Raw genomic sequence first — 18,189 nt, 5'->3', positions numbered from 1 at the left:
CAGGTCAGCGTGGGCATGAGCGCCGCACGCGATGGCCGTCCGCCGGGAGATGAACGTGACCAGGGTCGACCCGTCCCAGGATGACCTCGCCCTCGCGCCTGCGCGCCATCGCAGGCCGAAGGGCGATCTGCTCGTTTCCTGGATGACCACCACCGACCACAAGGTGATCGGCTACCTCTACCTGATCACCTCGTTCGTGTTCTTCCTGATCGCCGGGATCATGGCGATGATCATCCGGGCCGAGCTGGCCGCGCCCGACCTCCAGCTCGTCACGCGCGAGCAGTACAACCAGCTCTTCACCATGCATGGCGCGATCATGCTGCTGCTGTTCGCCACCCCGCTGTTCACCGGGTTCGCGAACGTGATCATGCCGCTCCAGATCGGCTCGCCCGACGTGGCGTTCCCCCGGCTCAACATGGCCAGCTACTGGCTGTTCCTGTTCGGCGGGCTGATGGTGCTGAGCGGGTTCCTCACGCCCAACGGGGCCGCGTCGTTCGGCTGGACCGCCTACGCCCCGCTGTCGAACGTCGACTACTCGCCCTATCCGGGCGGCGACCTGTGGATCATGGGGCTGGCACTGTCGGGCCTGGGCACCATCCTCGGCTCGGTCAACTTCATCACGACCATCATCTGCATGCGCGCCCCCGGCATGGCGATGTTCCGGATGTCGGTCTTCACGTGGAACGTCCTGCTGACCTCGGTGCTGGTGCTGATGGCCTTCCCGGTGCTCACCGGGGCGCTGCTCGCGCTGGCGGCGGACCGCAAGCTCGGCACCCACATCTACGACGCGGCCACCGGCGGGCCCATCCTGTGGCAGCACCTGTTCTGGTTCTTCGGCCATCCCGAGGTCTACATCATCGCGCTGCCGTTCTTCGGCATCATCACTGAGGTGCTGCCGGTCTTCTCCCGCAAGCCGTTGTTCGGGTACGTCGGCCTGATCGGCGCGACCATCGCGATCGCCGGGCTGTCGATGACCGTGTGGGCGCACCACATGTTCGCCACCGGACAGGTGCTGCTGCCGTTCTTCTCGTTCATGTCGTTCCTGATCGCGATTCCCACCGGGGTCAAGTTCTTCAACTGGACCGGCACGATGTGGCGCGGCCACCTCAGCTTCGAGACCCCGATGCTGTTCGCCGTCGGGTTCCTGATCACCTTCCTGCTCGGCGGCCTGACCGGCGTCATCCTGGCCTCGCCGCCGCTGGACTTCCACGTCACCGACAGCTACTTCGTGGTGGCCCACTTCCACTACGTGGTGTTCGGCACCGTGGTGTTCGCGATGTTCGCCGGGTTCTACTTCTGGTGGCCCAAGTTCACCGGCCGGATGCTCAACGACCGGGTGGGCGCGGTGCACTTCTGGATGCTGTTCATCGGCTTCCACGCCACCTTCCTGGTGCACCACTGGCTCGGGGTGATCGGGATGCCGCGCCGCTACGCCGACTACGCCCCCGGCGACGGGTTCACCGCCCTCAACGCGATCTCCTCGGCGGGCGCGCTGCTGCTCGGGCTGTCCACGCTGCCCTTCCTCTTCAACATCTGGATCGCCAGGAAGTACCCGAAGGTGGAGGTCGACGACCCCTGGGGGTTCGGCAACTCGCTGGAGTGGGCGACGTCCTGCCCGCCGCCCCGGCACAACTTCACCTCGCTGCCGCGGATCCGCTCCGAGCGACCGGCCTTCGACCTGCACTACCCGAGGCTCACGACGGGGCGCCGGCCTCCGGCCGCCGAAGTGGAGTGAACCGGCCCGGCGACCGGGTCGCACGGCGCTCTGGTTGCATGGGACGGCCGAGCCGTCCCCCACCGAAGGGCCGCACATGACCGCGCACATCGCGACCGCCGACCTCTACGACGAGCGCGGCGACGCGCTCGATTCCTGTGACCTGCAGTTCCGCCAGTACGGCGGGCGGCAAGCCTTCTCCGGGCGGATCGCCACCGTGCGCTGCCACCAGGACAACGCGCTGCTCAAGGCCGTCCTGTCCGAGCCGGGCGAGGGCCGGGTGCTGGTCGTGGACGGCGGCGGCTCCCTGCACACCGCGCTGGTCGGCGACGTCATCGCCGGGATCGCGATGGCCTCCGGTTGGTCGGGGGTCGTCGTCAACGGCGCGGTCCGCGACGTCGCCATGCTGCGCACCCTCGACCTGGGCCTGAAGGCGCTCGGCTCTAACCCGCGCAAGGGCACCAAGACCGGGCAGGGCGAGCGCGACGTGCCGGTGAGCTTCGGCGGCGTCACCTTCCGTCCGGGGGCGGAACTGTGGAGCGACGAGGACGGCATCCTGGTGACCGCGTGCCCGGCGACGTCACCCTGTGGCCCGGCCTGACCGGCGGATCGTCCTCGACATCTCCTACATCAACTACACCCCCACCACCCCGGCCACCTCCCTCCGCGACTACAACCTCACCCTCCTCCGCCAACTCCTCGCCCGCTTTGTGTAGACCTTCCGGGATTTTTCATGAACGCTAAGGGTTGTCCTGTCGCCGTGTCGTGAAAGGACGGCCTGGTGCGTAGCGACGCAACACGGGCGCACTATGACCGGCTCGCCGGTACATACGAGGAAAACTGGATCTACAGTCCGGCCCTCATCGAATGGACGACCGAAGGGATCGTCCAGCGGCTCCGGCCGACCAGCACCACCGTCGTCCTGGACGTCGGCTGCGGCACCGGGCTCTACTCGCGCGGGCTCGCCGTCCACGCGAAGGCCGTGGTCTGCGCCGACCCCTCCGAGGGCATGCTCAGCCACCTGCCCGCCGACGAACGGCTCGTCCCGCTCCGCGCCGGAGCCGAGGACATCGTCGCCGGGAGGGTGCCGCTCCCGTACGACTCCTACGACGCGATCCTGCTCAAAGAGGTCGTCCACCACCTCCCCGACCTCCCGGCGACGCTCGCCGGACTCACCCGCCTGCTGCGGCCGGGCGGCAGATTCCTGGTCAGCATGCTCCCCCAGGACCTCGGCTACCCCCTGTTCGACGCCGCGCTGCGCCTCTTCCGGCGCCTCCAGCCGGACCCCGGCACGGTCGCCGGAGCGCTCACGGACGCGGGCCTCGACGTCGAGATCTCCTACGACGGCTTCCCCGTCACGTTCACGCGCGAGCGATACATCGAGATGGTGCGCGGCCGGTACATGTCGATACTCTCCACCTTCAGCGACGCCGAACTGGAGCGGGGAATCGACGAGATCCGCGGCCGCTACCCCGGTCCCGACATCCGATTCGCCGAACCGGTCGCGTTCGTCCTGGGCGTGCGACGGTGACCGCCGGTGGTTTCGACCATGATGGTGATGTTCGCTTCGCAGACCTGTGACACCCGACGCATGGGAGACGCTCTCGATGTACGAGTCACATCGCCTTGACAGTGCGCCGCAGCCGGTCGTCATCGCACGGCGGCTCATGTGGGGCCAGGTGGTGCTGGGTGTGCTGGGGATCCTCATCATCCTCCTCGCACTGGCCAACATCGGCGGCGGCGCCATGGCGACGGCCACCCTGCTGCTCGCCGTGGGCATCATCTCCACGGGCGTGCTGGTGGCGCTGATCCTGGCCTGCAAGACCCGCCGCAAGTGGGTCCGCATCGCGATCATCGTGGTCGAGGCACTGCTCGTGCTCGACCGGGCGATCCAACTGCTCACCGGCCCGAACATCGGCACCCTGCTGTACCTGGCCCTGTCGATCCCCGTGATCGTCCTACTCGCCCGCCGTGACGCGGCAGCCTGGTTCGACCGCTGACGCCACCGACGCCAAGGCGCGAGTGCCATCGGCGTGGTGACCCCGTTCGCCATCGTCTCGATCTTTTCAACGAGTGATCGGCGGAGTACCGTGACCGGTGATGTCGTGACGCTGGTCCGTTCGGCAAGGGAGCCGGTTCTGCACGTCGATCGCAACATCATGCAGGGATGGTATGGCGAGTCGTACGTGAGCCTGATCGCCGCGAGCGCGGGCCTGACGGTGGCCAAGCCCTTTCCCGATGTGGACGGCATCGACTTGTTCGTCAATTACCCGAAAGCACGCAGCACCCCTTATCGCCCGCAAATCGATGTGCAGGTCAAGACGGTGTGCACACCGGACTTCGTCAGGAACGGCGCTGAGCTGTCCTTCACCCTCCCGGCCCGGCATTTCAACGAGCTCGCCGGGAAGGGCTTCGATACCCCGCGCTACCTCATCGTCGTCCACGTACCGACCGTTCGCGATGACTACATCCACTGGGTGATGGAAGAGAACGAGATCAGGGTCCGGCACCGCGGTTACTGGGTCTCGCTCAAGGATCACGACCCGCTTCCGGGGAACGGCCAAGGAAGTATGACCGTGCGGTTGCCGGTCGCCAATGTGGTGACCCCCGCCGCCCTGCTCACGCTCATGATGCGGGAGGCCGCATGACCCTGGGGCAGGAGTACCTGGAGGCCCTGAGCGGGCTGCGTCCTATCGACATCTCCACGTACCTCACGAACGGCGGCTGGCAGGACGTCGATGTCATCGGCCGCTCGCAGCTCTGGGTCTTCGATGAGGACGACAAGGAGTTCGAGGTCCTCCTTCCGGGCGACACCGCGATCCGTGACTACGTGCCGCGCATGCTGAGCCTCTTCCAGACGCTCAGCGAGATCGAACAACGACCACAGTCCGAGATCCTCCGCGACGTGACGGCGACCGGCGTGGACTCCCAGCACTTCACCACCTACCCGGAGGGCCCTCCGGGTACGACGTCCGTGGCCGACGCCGTCGATGCCTACGAGGGTCTCCGCTGGTTGTACCTCTCGGGAGCGTACGCCGTGGACGGCGAGCCCAGGCTGGTGCTGCCGAACCGCAAGTCCCGTGTCGTCGAGGAGTTCCCCCGTCAGGTACGGCTGCGTCCGCCTCGGGATGGCAGCTACGTGATCAGTGCCGAGGTGCCGCTCGCCCTGCGACCGCCCGAAGGGGCGCTGTTCTCCCTTGGCCTGCCCTTCGCCCGCAGGGTCCTGCTCCGTCTCTACGACACGATAAGAACCGCCAAGGCCGCCGCCGCGGAAGCCTCTGAGACCTCTGATCTGTCCCCCTTCACCGATCGGGTGGGGGAGGGCATATCCATCACGCTCTGCCGCGCACTGGCGCTCTTTGGCGGGGCGGACCGCGACCGCCCGTTCAAGCTTCAGTTCTCGTGGGCGAGCACGCTGCCCACCGGTGTGCGGACATCACCGATCCGCTTCTCCGAGCCCGAGGTCGCGATGCTGACCCAAGCCGAGGAAGACCTCGGACAGCAGCGGCACGAGGAGGAGTGGGCCCATGTCACCGGGACCATTTTCAAACTGGAGCGGGCCACACCCGAGGCTTTCGGCTGGGCGGTGATCGACGGCGTCGCCACCGTCCTGAAGTCCGAGCGGCGTGGGCGACGTCGCCGAATCTGGGTGAGCCTGCATGGTGACGACTACAGTGCGGCGACCCGTGCGCACGACTTCGGCCTGCGGGTGAGCATGAGGGGGCTGCTGGTGCGCACGGCCAGCAGGACACAGTTGGAGGAGGTGGGGAACTTCAGGGTGCTGGAACACGGCTGACCTCACCCGGCGGGGCGAAGCGGACCGGTGTCGGGTCGCATGAGCGCCCGGAAATGCCGCGCCAGCCTGCCCACCGCTTCGGGATCGCGGAGCACCACGCCGACCTCCAGGTTGTGGGCGAGCGCCCGATCGGTCAGGTTGGCGCTGCCGAGCAGCGCGACGCTCTCGTCCGCGACGACGACCTTGGCGTGCAGAGCCGGGATCGAGCCGCCCACCGCCGGTCTGTCCGGCCAGGCCCAGAACGTGGCGAATGGACGCAACACCTGAAACGGCGATGTCTTCGCGCGCAACGTGCCACCGTCTTCGACGGCCCCCTCCAGCACCAGATCGATCCGTACTCCTCGCCCGGCGGCGGCCACCAGCTCACGCACGACCTCGGCGACGCCGAACGCGGCGAAGCTCACCACCAGCAGCGACGCCCGGCTGGCACGGATCACCTGCACGATGACCGAACCGGTCAGGCGCACCGGAATCGCGTCGCTGCGCGGCCCGCTGACCACGATGTCGGCGCGGTGGCGCTGGGTTTCGGCGTGCATCCGGGAGGCCGTCTCCAGCGCCAGTGCCAGCGCGGGTCCTGGCGGCGGCGGTTCGGCCGCCGACCACGCGGCGACCAGCCGGGCCGCTCTCGCCGCCAGCCACGCTCCCGGGCGAGCCCCGGTGAGCAGCCCCCGTACGGCTGGGTGCGGAGCGGGACAATCGCCGAGGACCCGCGCCCAGGAGCGGACATGGGTGTCGGGCAGTTCCCTGCCGAGGGTGGCGATGACATCGGGGAGATCCATGGGGCCGGGCTACGAGGCGGCTAAGTAGGCGATGCCGAGGTCTCGCACGGTGTCCACGAGCAGCGCCCGGTCGAGATAGTGGTTGCCCCGCTCGCACGAGGTCTCCGACGCGAACAGGCAGGCGTGGCAGGCCGAGCCGTAGAGGTGTCCGTGTTCTCGCGGGTCGTGCTCGGAGCAGAGCGGATCGGAGCTGCACAGCCGAGCCGCGTCCAGCGCCTGGCCGATGAGCGTGCCGAGACGGTCTCTGCGGCCCAGGGTCACCAGCCCGCCGAGGGTGCCCTCACTGTCCGGGGCGGCGGTGTAGAGAAGCACCCCCGCCATCGGGTCGGCCCCGGTGCCGGAGTAGATCCGCTCACCGATTCCCGCCGCGCTGTACCCGCTCTCCAGGGCGAACTCGCGGATGAGGGCATGGGCGAAGGAGTGCAGAAGGATGTAGCGCAGCCCCGGCCAGTGTCCGGGTTCGAGCCGTCGCTGCGCCCGCCACCGGTCGTGGCCGGCACGTAGGAGCGCACCTCGCTCGCGCACATCGGGGCGGCTCTCCCACCGGGCCAGTTCGTCTTCCCGGAAGCGCAGGAAGATGCCCTCGCCGCGCAGCTCCGCGCACGGCACCCAGGTGGGAGGTGCGACGGAGAGCGGCGCGAAGTCGGGGCTCGCCGTGTCGTCGCCCCATTCCGGCGCGTCGATCCTGGTGAACCCGTACAGCGCCGACACCTGGCGCAGGCGGGTGACCAGGATCACCTCCTGCAACCATGGCCGTGTTTCGCCAGGCGGGCGCTCCTTCTCGGTCGTGAAGTCGTCCAGCCGGACGGCGCCGGGGCGGGTGAACGCGTTCCATTCGGGGGTCATCAGGTCGAGTTCGTCGTGCTGGGCGGTGTCCGTGCCGTCTTCGGTGTGGCGGCGGATCGCCTTCCAGACCTCGTCCACGCCGAAGTGTTCCAGCTCTCCCCAGCAACGGAGGTCGGTCAGCAGCCGCCTGCCCTGCTCCTCCGGCAGCATCGAGACCAGTTCCAGCATGTTCCACAGCTCCGCGACCCGCTGGTCGATCTCGATGTCGGCCCGCGGCAGGGTGAACGCCTTGAGCTGCATGCCGAACCAGCCGTTGGTGGCGCCGAGGCCCATCGTGCGCGTCTCCTCGCCGCATCCCCGGAACTGCTCGGCGCGCAAGTGCGGGTGCCGGCCCCGGCACAGCGGCAGGTTGCCGACCATCGTCTCGCCGATCGCCTGCGCCATGGACCGCCGGGCGCCGCACGAGCATATGACCCACAGGCTCGCGGCGTCACCTGTGGTGCTCTGCTCCTCAAGGGTGAGCGTGTGCCCGCCGAACTCGGGGACACCCCCCAGGTGGACGAAGTACAGCCAGGGGAAGTCGTCGAGGTGCCCGCGACGGCAGGCCAGGACGAACCGTGCGGGCACGGCGGTGGGACGGCTTCCGCCCCGCCCCCGGCAGCCGTGCACGTAGCGGATCCGATCCGGGGAGAACGCGTGCGGCAGCAGTTCGAACAGGCCGGTCTCCACCGGGGCGAGCAGACCGCACTTGGAGTTGGTACAACGCAGCCAGCGCGGGAACAGCGTCACGGGCACACCGACGCGCGTCCACTCTCCGAAGGGGTCGGCCGTCTCCGGTACGTAAGGCGGGGGCAGCAACCGTTGCACCGTTGGCCCCAGTTTCGCCCGGACGGCCGCCAGCAGGCGTTCCTCGGGGATGGCCTGACCGGCGTTCGGGCTCCAGTCGTCCAGCCCGCACACCATGACCGACAGGTTGGGCATGTCGGCCACCGCACCCACGCCGTAGGTGTGCAGGAGCTGGTTGGGCCGCAGTTCGCCCACCCGCATGCTCGATCCGCTCATGACGACGCTCCTGCGGAGGTGAAGGGAGGCTCCTGGGTGATGTCGAGGTGGTCGCCCTCGGGCAGTAGCAACAGGCGTACCCCCGGCTCGACGTCGCGCAACGAGGTCGGGCAGGTCATCGGTTTCCAGCTGCCGTCATCCTCGGGACGGCGCAGCAGCCCGTTGACGTCTCCGGACGCCCCCGGGCCGCGGTTGCTGTAGGCGAGCCGCCGGCCGGGTACCCGCCGCTCGTTGTGCCACTGGTCGAGGCGTGCGTCCAGGTGGCGCTCGACCTCGACGCCCACCCGGTTGTCGGCCGTGACCATCTGGGCCCGGCGCTTGAGGTGGCGCACCACGTGGTCGGCCAGCTCACCGGCCCGGTCGAAGTGCCCGGCGCGCAGGTTGCCGTTGTAGGTGGGCTCCAGGTTGCGCACCAGGGCGACCAGGACCCCGGCGAGCCCCCGATCGACCGCCCGTTCGGCGAACGGCGTCACCGACAGTGCCTCGACATGGCGGTACACGGTCGCGTGGAAGTGCTCGAAGGTCTCGTAGTGCGACAGGTCACGTGGGCGGGCCCAGTTGAAGACCGTGAAGACCAGGCCGGGGGCGGCACGGCCGACCCGGCTGGTGGCCTGGATGTACTCGGCGGTGGACTTGGGCTGGTTGGACACGACCATCACGCCGAGCCGGGACACGTCGACACCCACCGCGATCATGTTGGTGGCGAGCAGGATGTCGATCGGGCGGCGCCTGCGGTCGTCGTCGGTGAACGCCTGTTCCAGATGGTCGAGCACGAGAGGGATGTCGGATGACGAGAGCCGGGAGGTCAGCTCCTTCACGACGGGATCCCAGCGGCGGGACAGACCGCGGTCGTCGGCCTTGGACAGGCGGGTAGAGACGTCGTCCTCCACCATTCGGCGCATCGCGCCCAGGTCGCGCAGGCTGTTGAAGTAGCCGACGAGGGTCATGTACGGGTCGGTGACGGCACTGCGACCGTACTTCTCGTGCAGGGTCTGGGCCGCGCCGAGCACCGCGACGTAGACCCGGATCAGCACGGACCTGTTTCTAGTGCCGTGCGCGCAGATGCCTATGTAGCGGCGGCCGGGACGGTGTCCGGGCTCGGCGGGGTCGGTGGGGCGCTGCCGGGAGAAGAACGTGTCGGCGATGTCGAGGCCCGGCGGCGGGAAGGTCTCGGTCTGGCGATCGAAGAGGGCGCCGATCTGCTGCCCCGCCCGGCGGACGGTCGCGGTCGAGGCGATGACCTTGGGCCGGACCCGCCTGCCGTCGGACAACTCCCAGGTGGCCAGGCGGTCCACGGCTGCCTCGTACAGGCCCACGAGGGAGCCGAGCGGGCCGGAGATCAGGTGCAGCTCGTCCTGAATGATCAGATCGGGTGGGCGGATCGTCGCCACGTCGGTGATCCGGGCGGACGGCATGGCCCCCTTGGCGGGATGGCGGGCCGACGCCGACGACAGCTCCCAGTCGTTGGCCATGGTGTCCTCGGTCACGTATCCGTGCCGCTCGCAACACTGCCTGACCCGGCCGAACAGCGCCTGCGTCTCACCGCGCCAGGGAAGCTGGGCGAACTTGTCCACGGTCGCGATGACCAGGCTGGGCAGCAGGCGGTAGATCTCCTCGTCTACGAGCACGATCGGCAGGCCCTCGGGGTCGGTGAGCCTGCCGAATTCGCAGTAGAGGTTGCCGCAGAAGACCTGCGTGCGGCGGCGGATCTGATCGACCGCGATGCTCACCCCGGCGTCCAGGCTCTCGCCGCACCACGGGCAGCCGGTGAGCTGGTGCGGGGAGCCGGTGGCGCGGACGGGGCCGCGCCGGTCCGCCTGCCGGTGCTGCTTGAGCCACTCGTCGGCGTCCTTGGTGCGGTTCGGGGTCACCCTCGCGCCGACCCACAGCCCGATCCTGAACGGCGTCGAGCCCCACCGTGACTCGTCGCGGCGACGCAGATGCTCGCAGGCGCAGATCAGGGCGGTGGCCCGCTGGAACTGCTGGATGGTGAGCAGTCGCAGGGTGTAACGCATCAGCACCGCGACGCCCGAGCAGGGGTCGTAACCGCCGTGCGCGGGGCTGAGCCTGCGGATGGCCAGGGTGAACGCGGTCAGGCCGAGGTACGCCTCGGTCTTGCCACCACCGGTCGGGAACCACAGGAGGTCGGCGACGGCGTCGCCGCCGCTCTCGCCCGCGCCGCGCTCCGGGTGTCCGGGATCGGCGAGAGCGGGCAGATTGAGCAGCACGAAAGCCAACTGGAACGGACGCCAGCGATGGTTGCGCGGCAGATCGACCCGCCGCAGCGCCTCGTCGAGCGCCACGTCGGGTGACTTGCGGCGTAAGGCCGCCGCCATGGTGTGCACCCGCTGGAGGCACATCGCCTCGTTGGCGAACCGGAAGGCGCGCAGCGCGTCGGTGTCGTCGCCGAGCAGGCCGATTCCGGCCTCGATCCGGTCGGCCGCGCGGCGGGCCGCGGCCAGGACCTCCTGCGGCGTGCCGTCATAGGGCTCCAGCAGCTCGGCCGGGTCGGACAGGCGCCGTTCCTGCCGGTCGATCCATGCCCGGTAGCCGGTGACCAGGGGCACCAGCCCCGCGCGGAGCGCATCGGCCGGGAGCTCGGCGAGCACCTTCATGTCGAGCACCAGGTCGGCCAGTTCCGGCAGGTCGGGATCGCTCTCGGGATCGGGGACGTCGGTGGCGGGGATCTCGTGGGACGGCACCGCCCGCGTCTCGACCCGGACGGCCCTGGTCGGATCGCCGGGGACCGACACGGACGTCACCGCCACGCCGTGACCGGTCGCGAACTCCGGGCGAAACCGGTAGGCCATGGCCAGACGCCGCTGCTCGCCCCGGTCGATCTCGTCGCCACCGCTGAAGGTGTCGGGACGAGGCAGGAAGATCGGCTCGCCGTCCATGGCGGTGACGCTCATCCGCACCTGGAACAACCAGGCCCCGCCCTCCAGGTTCGCCGGCTTCGGGGTGGTGTTGACGACGAAGACGGAGATCAGCCAGTCACCGCCGTGGCGACGTGCCCGGCCCCGGACCACCACGTGCTCGTCCAGGGGCATCGGCCGTGGTTCGAGACGCCCTTCGCGCAGTGGGAGCCGAACCTCATCGGAGAAGGGCAGACGCTTCCACACACGTTTGCCCTCCGCGGGCTCGACCCGCTTGTAACGCGCCCAGTGCACGGTCACCTTCAGCTCGGCGGTGTCCGCCGTCACGAGGACCGTGCAGCCCAGGGCGGAGGGCATCATGCTGGCCATGGTGAGGGCGGACGGCTCCGCCTCGTCCTCCCCCACGTCGGCGTCGTCGGTCTCCGCGCCGTCGTCGAGCAGGTCAGGTTCGATCATCTCGCCGTCGGGAGCGAGCCGTCCCAGGATGTATCGGTCGGTGGGTCGCTCCCTGAACTCCTCGGCCTCCTCGCCGAAGGGGCCGTGGAGATCTTGGATCACCATCTGTTCCAGCTCGCGCCGGATCCGGGCCTCGCTGGGGCGTTCGAGCACCGACTCACCGCTCATGGCGCTCACTTTAGGGAGTGTCGATGACATTCCGCAGCGCATGCGCGTAGCTCATCGGCCGGACAGCGAGATGCGGAACCATACCGATCCCCGGCCCAGCGTGCGGTCGAATCCCCAGGCGCCGGCGAGCCGGTCCACGAGCCACATGCCCCGGCCGCTCTCGTCCTCGATCTCCGCCACACGTACGGCGGGCACGCTGGTGGCCGACCCCGCGTCGGCCACCTCGACGCGGACGCTTTCCGGGGTGAGCGTGAGGCGCAGGGTGATGTGTCCGCTGGGCCCGGAGTCGGAGTGGGCGACGGCGTTCGTGGCGATCTCACTGAGCAGGAGCAGGGTGTCGTCGAGGACGGTGACCGGAACCCGTCCGGCCAGTGCCGTACGCGCCCACATTCGGGCGATGGGGACGGATTCGTCCACGCCGGAAAAGCTGCGTTCCCAAATGCGGTGCGGGGCGTTCGGAGATACCTGGTGTGGAATCCCTGCGTATGGCCAGACGCGAAAAACATCGGTCATGCGGACACCCTCCCGAGAGTATTAGGCAGATGCGCCTCAGACTGCCTCGCGGGATCCGGATCGGTGACCGGCTCGGCAATCCAGCGGAGCACGGCTGATGCCCGGCATCGGACTGGCTTGGACTGCGCCCGGCATCCGGCCGGTATAGCCGGGAGCGCTGAGCCGTCCGGCTGGAAGAGCAAGTTCGCCACCAAGAACCGGTCAATGTGATTTATGATGATTTACCTGGATGACTGCGTTCTATGGCCAAATGCCGTGGAGGCACGATGGGAGAGTTCGTCGGGCTCGATCCGAGCGGTGCGCACGAACTCATCCGGCATATGGAGACGTCGAAAGGCTCCCTCGCCGCCACCCGTCCCGGCCTTGAATCGGCGATCACCCGCGCCGAGGCGGATTGGGAGGGATCCGGCGGCGTCGCGGCCATGCACAGGGCCTACGCCTTCCTCCAGGACTCCCAGCGGGACCTGAAATGGCGAATCGACGCCATCACTCAGATCCATGCCGCGCCGGGGGCCGGTGACGACCTGCTGACGGCGAAGTTCCCCTTCGCCAGTGAGGAAGCGGCCACCGCCGCCGGACTCAAGGCCGGGACGGCGGTCGCGTCGGCCGTCAAGGACCACCAGGCGACCGGGACACCGGACAGTTGGAGAGCGGTGGAGTCCGCCCTCAAGGCCGGCGGAGCCGGTGTCAACGACCCGGCGTACGCGGCGGCCCTCCTGGGTGCCATCGGAGGCCCGGCCGCCTTCCGCACCATCTTTGGCCAGTACATGTCGGCCACTTCCAGCGGTCCACGCCGCGGCCTGCCCCCGAAGGAGATGGCACAGGCGAAATCATCGCTCGGGCCGCTCGCCGCCGCGTTCGCCGCCGCCGACCGCACCGGGCGGCTCGCGTCGCAGTGGCGGAAGGAACTGCTGGAGAAGGCCAATCCGGCCACCTTGTCGGCGGTCGTCGCACTGGCCAGGCAGTCGCAGTCCTTCCGCAACCTCGTCGCCACGAATCTGCTCAAGCTGCCCACGGCCGGCTATCGAGCCGACTCCGTCGATCGGGACTGGAACACCTATTGGCTGCTGAAAAGCTATGAATCCGACCCCGAGGGCCTGCAACGGCTCCTCGCGGAGCAGGCGGAAGTTCCGGCGCTGCTGTTCGATCCCGACCTGGCCAAGGCGACGCCGGAGTACGGGAAGACACTGTCCGGCTTGCTGGACAAGGCGCTGAGTGAGAACACCGGCACCGCGTTCACCAGGGAGGCCGCCTGGGTCAACCTGATCAAAGGTCTGGGCTCTGCGGGCTCGGAGAGGCTGACCGGATACTTCTCGACACTGGAGAACAGCCCGATCAACCGGGTGCTCGCCAAGCGACTGGTGCCGTACCTCGACGAGTTAACGCTCGCCCAAGTGCACGCCAAGAACCCCGAACTCGGCATGGGCCCACAGAAACCGTGGACCGGCCTGCATCCAGATGTGATGGCCCGATTCCTCGGAGCCGTAATACAGAATCGCACCGCGATGAACACCCTGCAAAAGGGGTTTCGCGATCATCTGCTCAAGATCGATATCGGAAAGGCGTATCTGTTCAGCACTGACAGCAAAGAACGAGCCGAATTCATCCGCTCCCTGACTCTGGCAGGGGCCCACGCCAACCTGCTGCTCGGCGGATCGACCTACGCTGAGCTGCACCACGATGAGAAAGCTGCCTTCATGGCGGAAGTCATACTCCTTCCCATCGACTTCGTGCTAGGCAAGCTCCCTGGTGGTGCGGCGCTGACGACGGGTGCAGGCTATTTGGGCGACCGCCCCAAGGGTGAGCTTGGCGAAATAATCCAGGACTACTTCGACAAGAAGACGCCGGACGACGCCGAGACCGTTGCGGACCGGCTCGTCAGGGCCCAACTGGAATGGGTCCAGAACTCCTATGCGATCAACGGTCATCCTCCCTTTACCAACGAGGAGCTGAAACTGTTACGAGATGCCCTTATGGGGGAGTTGTCCAGCGCACTCACCGACGCACTGAAGGCGCGTGGAGGATGATGTCCGCTTTGGACCGCCGACAGGTTCTTCTTCGGCAGGCAGCGGAAAAGGAACTCCTTGCCGCGGAGTTCGATCAGTATGCACGGCGACTCTCCGACACCTTCGAAGCTATTCCCACCCGACCAGAAGCATGCGCCAATTACTGGACGGGAGAGGCAGCGACTCGGTTTGTCATACAGGCAGGCGCGCTTCACAAAGGGGTCGCCGACCTTGTTGAGCACTGCTCCGCGACTGCGCACAACCTACGCAGGACTGCGCAGTTGCTTCGTAAAGAAGCAGCACAGGCACCCGCCTGACCCAGTGAAATCACTTCTTTAGACTGAAGCAGTCGGTCTTGCCCACGATCAGGAGATTCGGCTTGGTGGTACGGGCGGCGATCACGAACGTCACGGCAACCGATGGCTTACGGAGCACCTCAACGGAAAGATTATCGTCCCAGAGGTCAAGGTTATCGACCACTGGATCGTAATACTTCAGGCCCAACCGGGAGCCTATCCAGCCAACGACCATGCCAGGGGACTGCCGGGCAGGCTCGCGCAGGTTCCCCTTAGCGCGAAAGAATCGTTGGACCTTCCCCGGCCTGCAATCACCTGTGTCATCCTTTTCCGCTCGATCGGTTATCTCCATGATGGCAGACGCCTTGACCTCGGCCGATGCGAGAATCGCTGCGGCGTCCTCCATCAGGGCTTGTTTCGCCGTATCAAAACTCGGAGGTTCGGGTGCGGCCTCCGAACACGCTGTCAACGTGGCGACACAGACCAGAACCACCGCGACCCTCACGACGAGATTCACATCCCGAAGCCTACCCAATTCCCCTGATTTTGTGCTCCGAAGCCGACCGGTGTTCTAATGCCGACGTCTCATAGCCGCACTCGTGTCATGATCAGCGCGGCGGCGTTGTCGGCGTGGGCGATCACCCACCGGTTGCGCGGCCACCGCAGTGCCCACCACGGCCGCCAGGTGAACACCCAGCCGCAGCGGCGATTCACGGCGGCGATGCGTACCGAGGTCCCGGCCGCCGAGACGACTTCCAGGATGGGCGGCCCGACGGCGGGGACGACGAGCATGGTCGAGTGACCGAGCCCGTGCAGATCCCGGGTCAGCCGGACCAGATGATCGAAGCCTTCGTACTGCTTGTCCGGCGACATGAATTCCGCCTCCTGAGGTTTCGCGGGCATTGTCCAGGTTTGGAGACACCACCAAGTCCACCAAGCGGACATATCTCTGTTCGCGGAAATGGCGGGCGAGCTCCTTTCAGTGGCATCTCGATCGAGAAGGCCGTGTGCTCACCCTGCCCGTTCAGCGCTCCAACGGCGATCGGCTAGGCAATCCAGTCGAGATCGGCCGACGCCTGGCATTGGTATTCATTGGTTTTCCCCCGGCATCCCGGCCGTGCGGTCGATCACGGTTTCCGCCCAGCGGAGGACACGGAATCCGGCGCACCGAGCCACACGGGATCTGCCATCACCCAATCAGCATTTTCCGGATTTACGCCTGAGCCAAGGCGTCCAGGCACCTCCTGTTCGGAGTCAACCAATGGCATGTGACCCCTAAACTGGATTTTGGACGTAAGATCGATTGGCGATGCCACGCCAAGCGACCCATTTTCTCCGGATCGAGGGGAAATGTGATGAATATCGTGCCGTCTCTCGATCCGGGATCTCCTCGGGTGCGGTTCGGTGCGGAGATGCGTCGGCTCCGCGAGGCCGCGCAGCTCTCGCAGTCCGCTGTGGCGGCGCGGCTCGGGTGCACGCAGACTCAGGTGAGTCGCTTGGAGAAGGCGACCCGCAGCCCGTCGAGGTCCGACGCGGAACGCCTAGATCGGTTGTTCGGCGACGCCCAGGGGGTGTCGTTCACCAAGATGTACGAGCGGATCATCGCCCAGCCAGGCGGCCCGGTCTGGTTCCGTGACTGGGCGGAGGAGATTGAGCCGACCGCGCGCATCCTTCGTTCCTGGGATCCGCTGCTGATTCCAGGACTGCTCCAAACCGAGTCCTATGCCCGAAGCATCTTCAATCAGGAGCCTCAGATCACCCCTGACGAGGTGACCGAACGAGCGGAGGCACGGATGCGACGACAGCGGGTTCTCGACCGGAACGCCCCTCCCACGTTGCTCATCCTCATCGAGGCGTATGTTCTAGCACGCGAGGTAGGCAGTGCCGCAGTGATGCATGAACAACTCACCCACCTGCTGGAATCCGCCACACGTCCGGCCGTCTCCATCCAGATCGTCGGCCCGAAGAGCCTATCGGGGCTCATGGGCGCGTTTATGATCGCCGAACTCTCAGGCGAACAGCCCGATGTCATCCACGTTGATTCATCGGCCCATGGGCAGATCACCACAGACCCGGAGATCGTGAGCGCTATCTGGAAGCGCTATGAAGCAATAAGACTTTGGGCATATCCTGAGCACGTATCCCTGCACATGATCGAGGAAGCGAGGCGGAATTGGACCTGAGCACCGCCGCTTGGCGTAAGTCATCACGCTCTGGCGGAAACGGCGGCCAGTGTGTGGAAGTGGCCACCAATCTGCCAGGCATGGTCGCCGTCCGCGACAGCAAGGACCCCGAAGGCCCGAAACTGGTCTTCAGCCTCAGCGAGTGGGCCGCATTCGTGACCTCCCTCAAGCCCGCTCAGTAACAAGAGCCTCAGAAGAGGGCACCACCCTGAGGAAACAGACCATCTCCGAGAAACACGCCCTCCTCATAACTCCTATCGCCGATCCGGCTGGCGAAGGCCGCCCGGCGGGCATACCTTCGCCCGCCTAGCGGCCTTCGCAGCTCCGTGGGCGGGCGTCTTCGATCCTGCTGTTGCCGAGAGTTGCCCGCCTTGACGACATCACGGACACCCGGAGAGATCTGGCCAGGTCTCTACTTTGGTTGGTTGTCCGTCAGGCTTTGTGCGTCGTTTCTCCCAGCGGTGGTGGCAGCGACACGATCTCACGCTGGAAAAGACAGTCAGGTCTTCCCCTTGCTCGTAGAGTTCACGGATGAACCGCTCGGCTTTCCATACAACATCGGGACTTGAGAAGCGGACGGCACCCGCCGACTCGCCTTCGTCGTTGTAAAGCACCCGGTACAGGGTGGATCGTCCCAGCGTCACTAACTCTGGAAGCGGCCTTTCCGCTTCTTGTTCGCGGATCTGCTCCGCTTCGATTACCCGGATGAGCTCCCCGCACTCCGCTCGCAGATTGAGCAGGTGCAACTCCCATTGGAGATAGGGGTCGATCGGTCGCTCGACCACCCGGAGCCGGTAGAGGGGAATCTCTTTGCTCTCCGCCTCGGAGGAGAACTCTATGAGGAAATCCCGCTCGGCTTCGATCAGACGCAGAGCCTCGTCCCAGTCGCCGACTGCGAACGCCTCCCAGCTCGCGAAACCTAGCTCCCGGAAGTGCTGTCGCCGTTCCAGCTTCCAGGACGGTTGCCCGCTGATCGTCCATTGGCGAGTACGGAAGTCGGCTCGATAGTCATCTCGCATGAGCCGGATACCGGCCGAGTCATCGAGCTGATACGGCTCAGGCATCGGGAATATCCGGCTTGGCAGCGATGAGCGTGCGACGGGGGGTGATCACTACTCGCTCGCCCGCGGCCACCCGTACATCCGCCGGCAGGCGGTCCCCGTATGTGAACGTGAGATCGCGTCCGATCACGGCAATGTCGCCGATGTCGAGCTCCCAGATGTCTGGGCGGTCATCGCGACCGCCGGTGTGCCGAGCTCCGCTGGAGACTTCCCGATTCGACATAAAATGGATACAGGGCATTTGAATCATATTTTCGATCCATAGCACATCCTAAAGTTCGGTCTGCCGATGAGTCTCCCTACGATAGCTCCGGAACACCGAATTCCATGACCAATAGCGTCGGATCGATCTACCGGTTGCAGGTCATCTCACTATTTGATCCGCATTTGCCGGATTTACACTTACGCCAAGGCGTCGGACCATCTTTCCGTTCGGAGTCGCCCATGCCATGCGCATGCCTAGACTGGTGATCGGACGCTGACCCAATGGGTG

The 18,189-nt window shown here is 66.8% G+C and carries 18 protein-coding genes; 10 read left to right on the top strand and 8 right to left on the bottom strand.

The window, feature by feature from the left end; all coding sequences use genetic code 11:
* Window positions 1-127 precede the first annotated feature (127 nt).
* From ctaD to P3X83_RS23485, 7 genes are all read left to right on the top strand, one after another.
* Window positions 128-1,735 carry a cytochrome c oxidase subunit I gene (gene ctaD, locus P3X83_RS23515; protein ID WP_277307393.1) on the top strand — a complete coding sequence of 536 codons (1,608 nt, stop codon included), beginning with the start codon at window positions 128-130 and terminating at the stop codon, window positions 1,733-1,735.
* A gap of 76 nt (window positions 1,736-1,811) precedes the next feature.
* Complete coding sequence (gene rraA / locus P3X83_RS23510; RefSeq protein WP_277307338.1) at window positions 1,812-2,315, top strand: ribonuclease E activity regulator RraA; 504 nt, start codon at window positions 1,812-1,814, stop codon at window positions 2,313-2,315.
* The gene (locus P3X83_RS23505) at window positions 2,302-2,430 is read left to right on the top strand and encodes a hypothetical protein (RefSeq protein ID WP_277307337.1); all 129 of its coding nucleotides are present in this window, start codon (window positions 2,302-2,304) and stop codon (window positions 2,428-2,430) included. The genes rraA and P3X83_RS23505 overlap by 14 nt, the downstream gene beginning before the upstream one ends.
* A gap of 65 nt (window positions 2,431-2,495) precedes the next feature.
* Window positions 2,496-3,245, top strand: coding sequence for a class I SAM-dependent methyltransferase (locus P3X83_RS23500; RefSeq protein WP_277307336.1), 750 nt, complete (start codon window positions 2,496-2,498; stop codon window positions 3,243-3,245).
* 76 nt (window positions 3,246-3,321) lie between these two features.
* The gene (locus P3X83_RS23495; RefSeq protein ID WP_277307335.1) at window positions 3,322-3,714 is read left to right on the top strand and encodes a hypothetical protein; all 393 of its coding nucleotides are present in this window, start codon (window positions 3,322-3,324) and stop codon (window positions 3,712-3,714) included.
* Window positions 3,715-3,750: 36 nt separating this feature from the next.
* Complete coding sequence (locus tag P3X83_RS23490; RefSeq protein ID WP_277307334.1) at window positions 3,751-4,362, top strand: DUF4365 domain-containing protein; 612 nt, start codon at window positions 3,751-3,753, stop codon at window positions 4,360-4,362.
* Complete coding sequence (locus P3X83_RS23485; RefSeq protein WP_277307333.1) at window positions 4,359-5,510, top strand: hypothetical protein; 1,152 nt, start codon at window positions 4,359-4,361, stop codon at window positions 5,508-5,510. The genes P3X83_RS23490 and P3X83_RS23485 overlap by 4 nt, the downstream gene beginning before the upstream one ends.
* Window positions 5,511-5,512: 2 nt before the next feature.
* On the opposite strand, the gene drmC is transcribed toward P3X83_RS23485, so the two are convergent.
* The 4 genes from drmC to P3X83_RS23465 are packed head-to-tail and all read right to left on the bottom strand — an operon-like array spanning window position 5,513 to window position 12,054.
* Entirely contained in the window at window positions 5,513-6,289 is a 777-nt protein-coding gene (gene drmC, locus P3X83_RS23480; protein ID WP_277307332.1) for a DISARM system phospholipase D-like protein DrmC, read from the bottom strand.
* A 9-nt stretch (window positions 6,290-6,298) separates the two neighbouring features.
* Entirely contained in the window at window positions 6,299-8,137 is a 1,839-nt protein-coding gene (locus tag P3X83_RS23475) for a DUF1998 domain-containing protein (RefSeq protein WP_277307331.1), read from the bottom strand.
* A complete protein-coding gene (gene drmA, locus P3X83_RS23470; RefSeq protein ID WP_277307330.1) occupies window positions 8,134-11,637 on the bottom strand; it encodes a DISARM system helicase DrmA in 3,504 nt (1,167 codons plus the stop codon). The genes P3X83_RS23475 and drmA overlap by 4 nt, the downstream gene beginning before the upstream one ends.
* A 51-nt stretch (window positions 11,638-11,688) precedes the next feature.
* Entirely contained in the window at window positions 11,689-12,054 is a 366-nt protein-coding gene (locus P3X83_RS23465; protein ID WP_277307329.1) for an ATP-binding protein, read from the bottom strand.
* Between the two features lie 362 nt (window positions 12,055-12,416).
* Between P3X83_RS23465 and P3X83_RS23460 the strand changes: the two genes are divergently transcribed.
* Window positions 12,417-14,177 (top strand): hypothetical protein, encoded by a 1,761-nt coding sequence (locus P3X83_RS23460; protein ID WP_277307328.1) that lies wholly within the window; start codon window positions 12,417-12,419, stop codon window positions 14,175-14,177.
* A gap of 306 nt (window positions 14,178-14,483) precedes the next feature.
* On the opposite strand, the gene P3X83_RS23455 is transcribed toward P3X83_RS23460, so the two are convergent.
* A complete protein-coding gene (locus P3X83_RS23455; RefSeq protein ID WP_277307327.1) occupies window positions 14,484-14,969 on the bottom strand; it encodes a hypothetical protein in 486 nt (161 codons plus the stop codon).
* Between the two features lie 68 nt (window positions 14,970-15,037).
* Entirely contained in the window at window positions 15,038-15,325 is a 288-nt protein-coding gene (locus tag P3X83_RS23450; protein ID WP_277307326.1) for a hypothetical protein, read from the bottom strand.
* Between the two features lie 482 nt (window positions 15,326-15,807).
* Here P3X83_RS23450 and P3X83_RS23445 point away from each other — a divergent pair, with 482 nt between their 5' ends.
* Window positions 15,808-16,635, top strand: coding sequence for a helix-turn-helix transcriptional regulator (locus P3X83_RS23445; RefSeq protein WP_277307325.1), 828 nt, complete (start codon window positions 15,808-15,810; stop codon window positions 16,633-16,635).
* A complete protein-coding gene (locus P3X83_RS23440; RefSeq protein WP_277307324.1) occupies window positions 16,626-16,817 on the top strand; it encodes a DUF397 domain-containing protein in 192 nt (63 codons plus the stop codon). The genes P3X83_RS23445 and P3X83_RS23440 overlap by 10 nt, the downstream gene beginning before the upstream one ends.
* A 198-nt stretch (window positions 16,818-17,015) precedes the next feature.
* Here P3X83_RS23440 and P3X83_RS23435 read toward each other — a convergent pair whose 3' ends face one another.
* Together P3X83_RS23435 and P3X83_RS23430 are read right to left on the bottom strand one after the other, a co-directional pair.
* On the bottom strand, window positions 17,016-17,699 hold the full coding sequence (locus tag P3X83_RS23435; RefSeq protein WP_277307323.1) for a DUF6879 family protein: 684 nt from the start codon (window positions 17,697-17,699) through the stop codon (window positions 17,016-17,018).
* A complete protein-coding gene (locus P3X83_RS23430) occupies window positions 17,692-17,964 on the bottom strand; it encodes a hypothetical protein (RefSeq protein WP_346742739.1) in 273 nt (90 codons plus the stop codon). Before P3X83_RS23430 ends, P3X83_RS23435 begins: the two co-directional genes overlap by 8 nt.
* Window positions 17,965-18,189: the final 225 nt, after the last annotated feature.

Origin of the sequence: Spongiactinospora sp. TRM90649 (genome assembly GCF_029382225.1) — a bacterium.
In the GTDB taxonomy this organism is placed as follows: domain Bacteria; phylum Actinomycetota; class Actinomycetes; order Streptosporangiales; family Streptosporangiaceae; genus Spongiactinospora.
The sequence above is the reverse complement of the archived record's forward strand: the minus strand, read 5'-3'. Positions and strand labels throughout refer to the sequence as shown.

Bases quoted from the DNA above. Each gene is read 5' to 3' on its own strand.
- P3X83_RS23485 (WP_277307333.1), top strand. From the start codon at position 4,359: ATGACCCTGGGGCAGGAGTACCTGGAGGCCCTGAGCGGGCTGCGTCCT.
- P3X83_RS23460 (WP_277307328.1), top strand. From the start codon at position 12,417: ATGGGAGAGTTCGTCGGGCTCGATCCGAGCGGTGCGCACGAACTCATC.
- P3X83_RS23475 (WP_277307331.1), bottom strand. From the start codon at position 8,137: ATGAGCGGATCGAGCATGCGGGTGGGCGAACTGCGGCCCAACCAGCTC.
- P3X83_RS23495 (WP_277307335.1), top strand. From the start codon at position 3,322: ATGTACGAGTCACATCGCCTTGACAGTGCGCCGCAGCCGGTCGTCATC.
- drmC (WP_277307332.1), bottom strand. From the start codon at position 6,289: ATGGATCTCCCCGATGTCATCGCCACCCTCGGCAGGGAACTGCCCGAC.
- drmA (WP_277307330.1), bottom strand. From the start codon at position 11,637: ATGAGCGGTGAGTCGGTGCTCGAACGCCCCAGCGAGGCCCGGATCCGG.
- rraA (WP_277307338.1), top strand. From the start codon at position 1,812: ATGACCGCGCACATCGCGACCGCCGACCTCTACGACGAGCGCGGCGAC.
- P3X83_RS23450 (WP_277307326.1), bottom strand. From the start codon at position 15,325: ATGTCGCCGGACAAGCAGTACGAAGGCTTCGATCATCTGGTCCGGCTG.
- P3X83_RS23435 (WP_277307323.1), bottom strand. From the start codon at position 17,699: ATGCCTGAGCCGTATCAGCTCGATGACTCGGCCGGTATCCGGCTCATG.
- P3X83_RS23445 (WP_277307325.1), top strand. From the start codon at position 15,808: ATGAATATCGTGCCGTCTCTCGATCCGGGATCTCCTCGGGTGCGGTTC.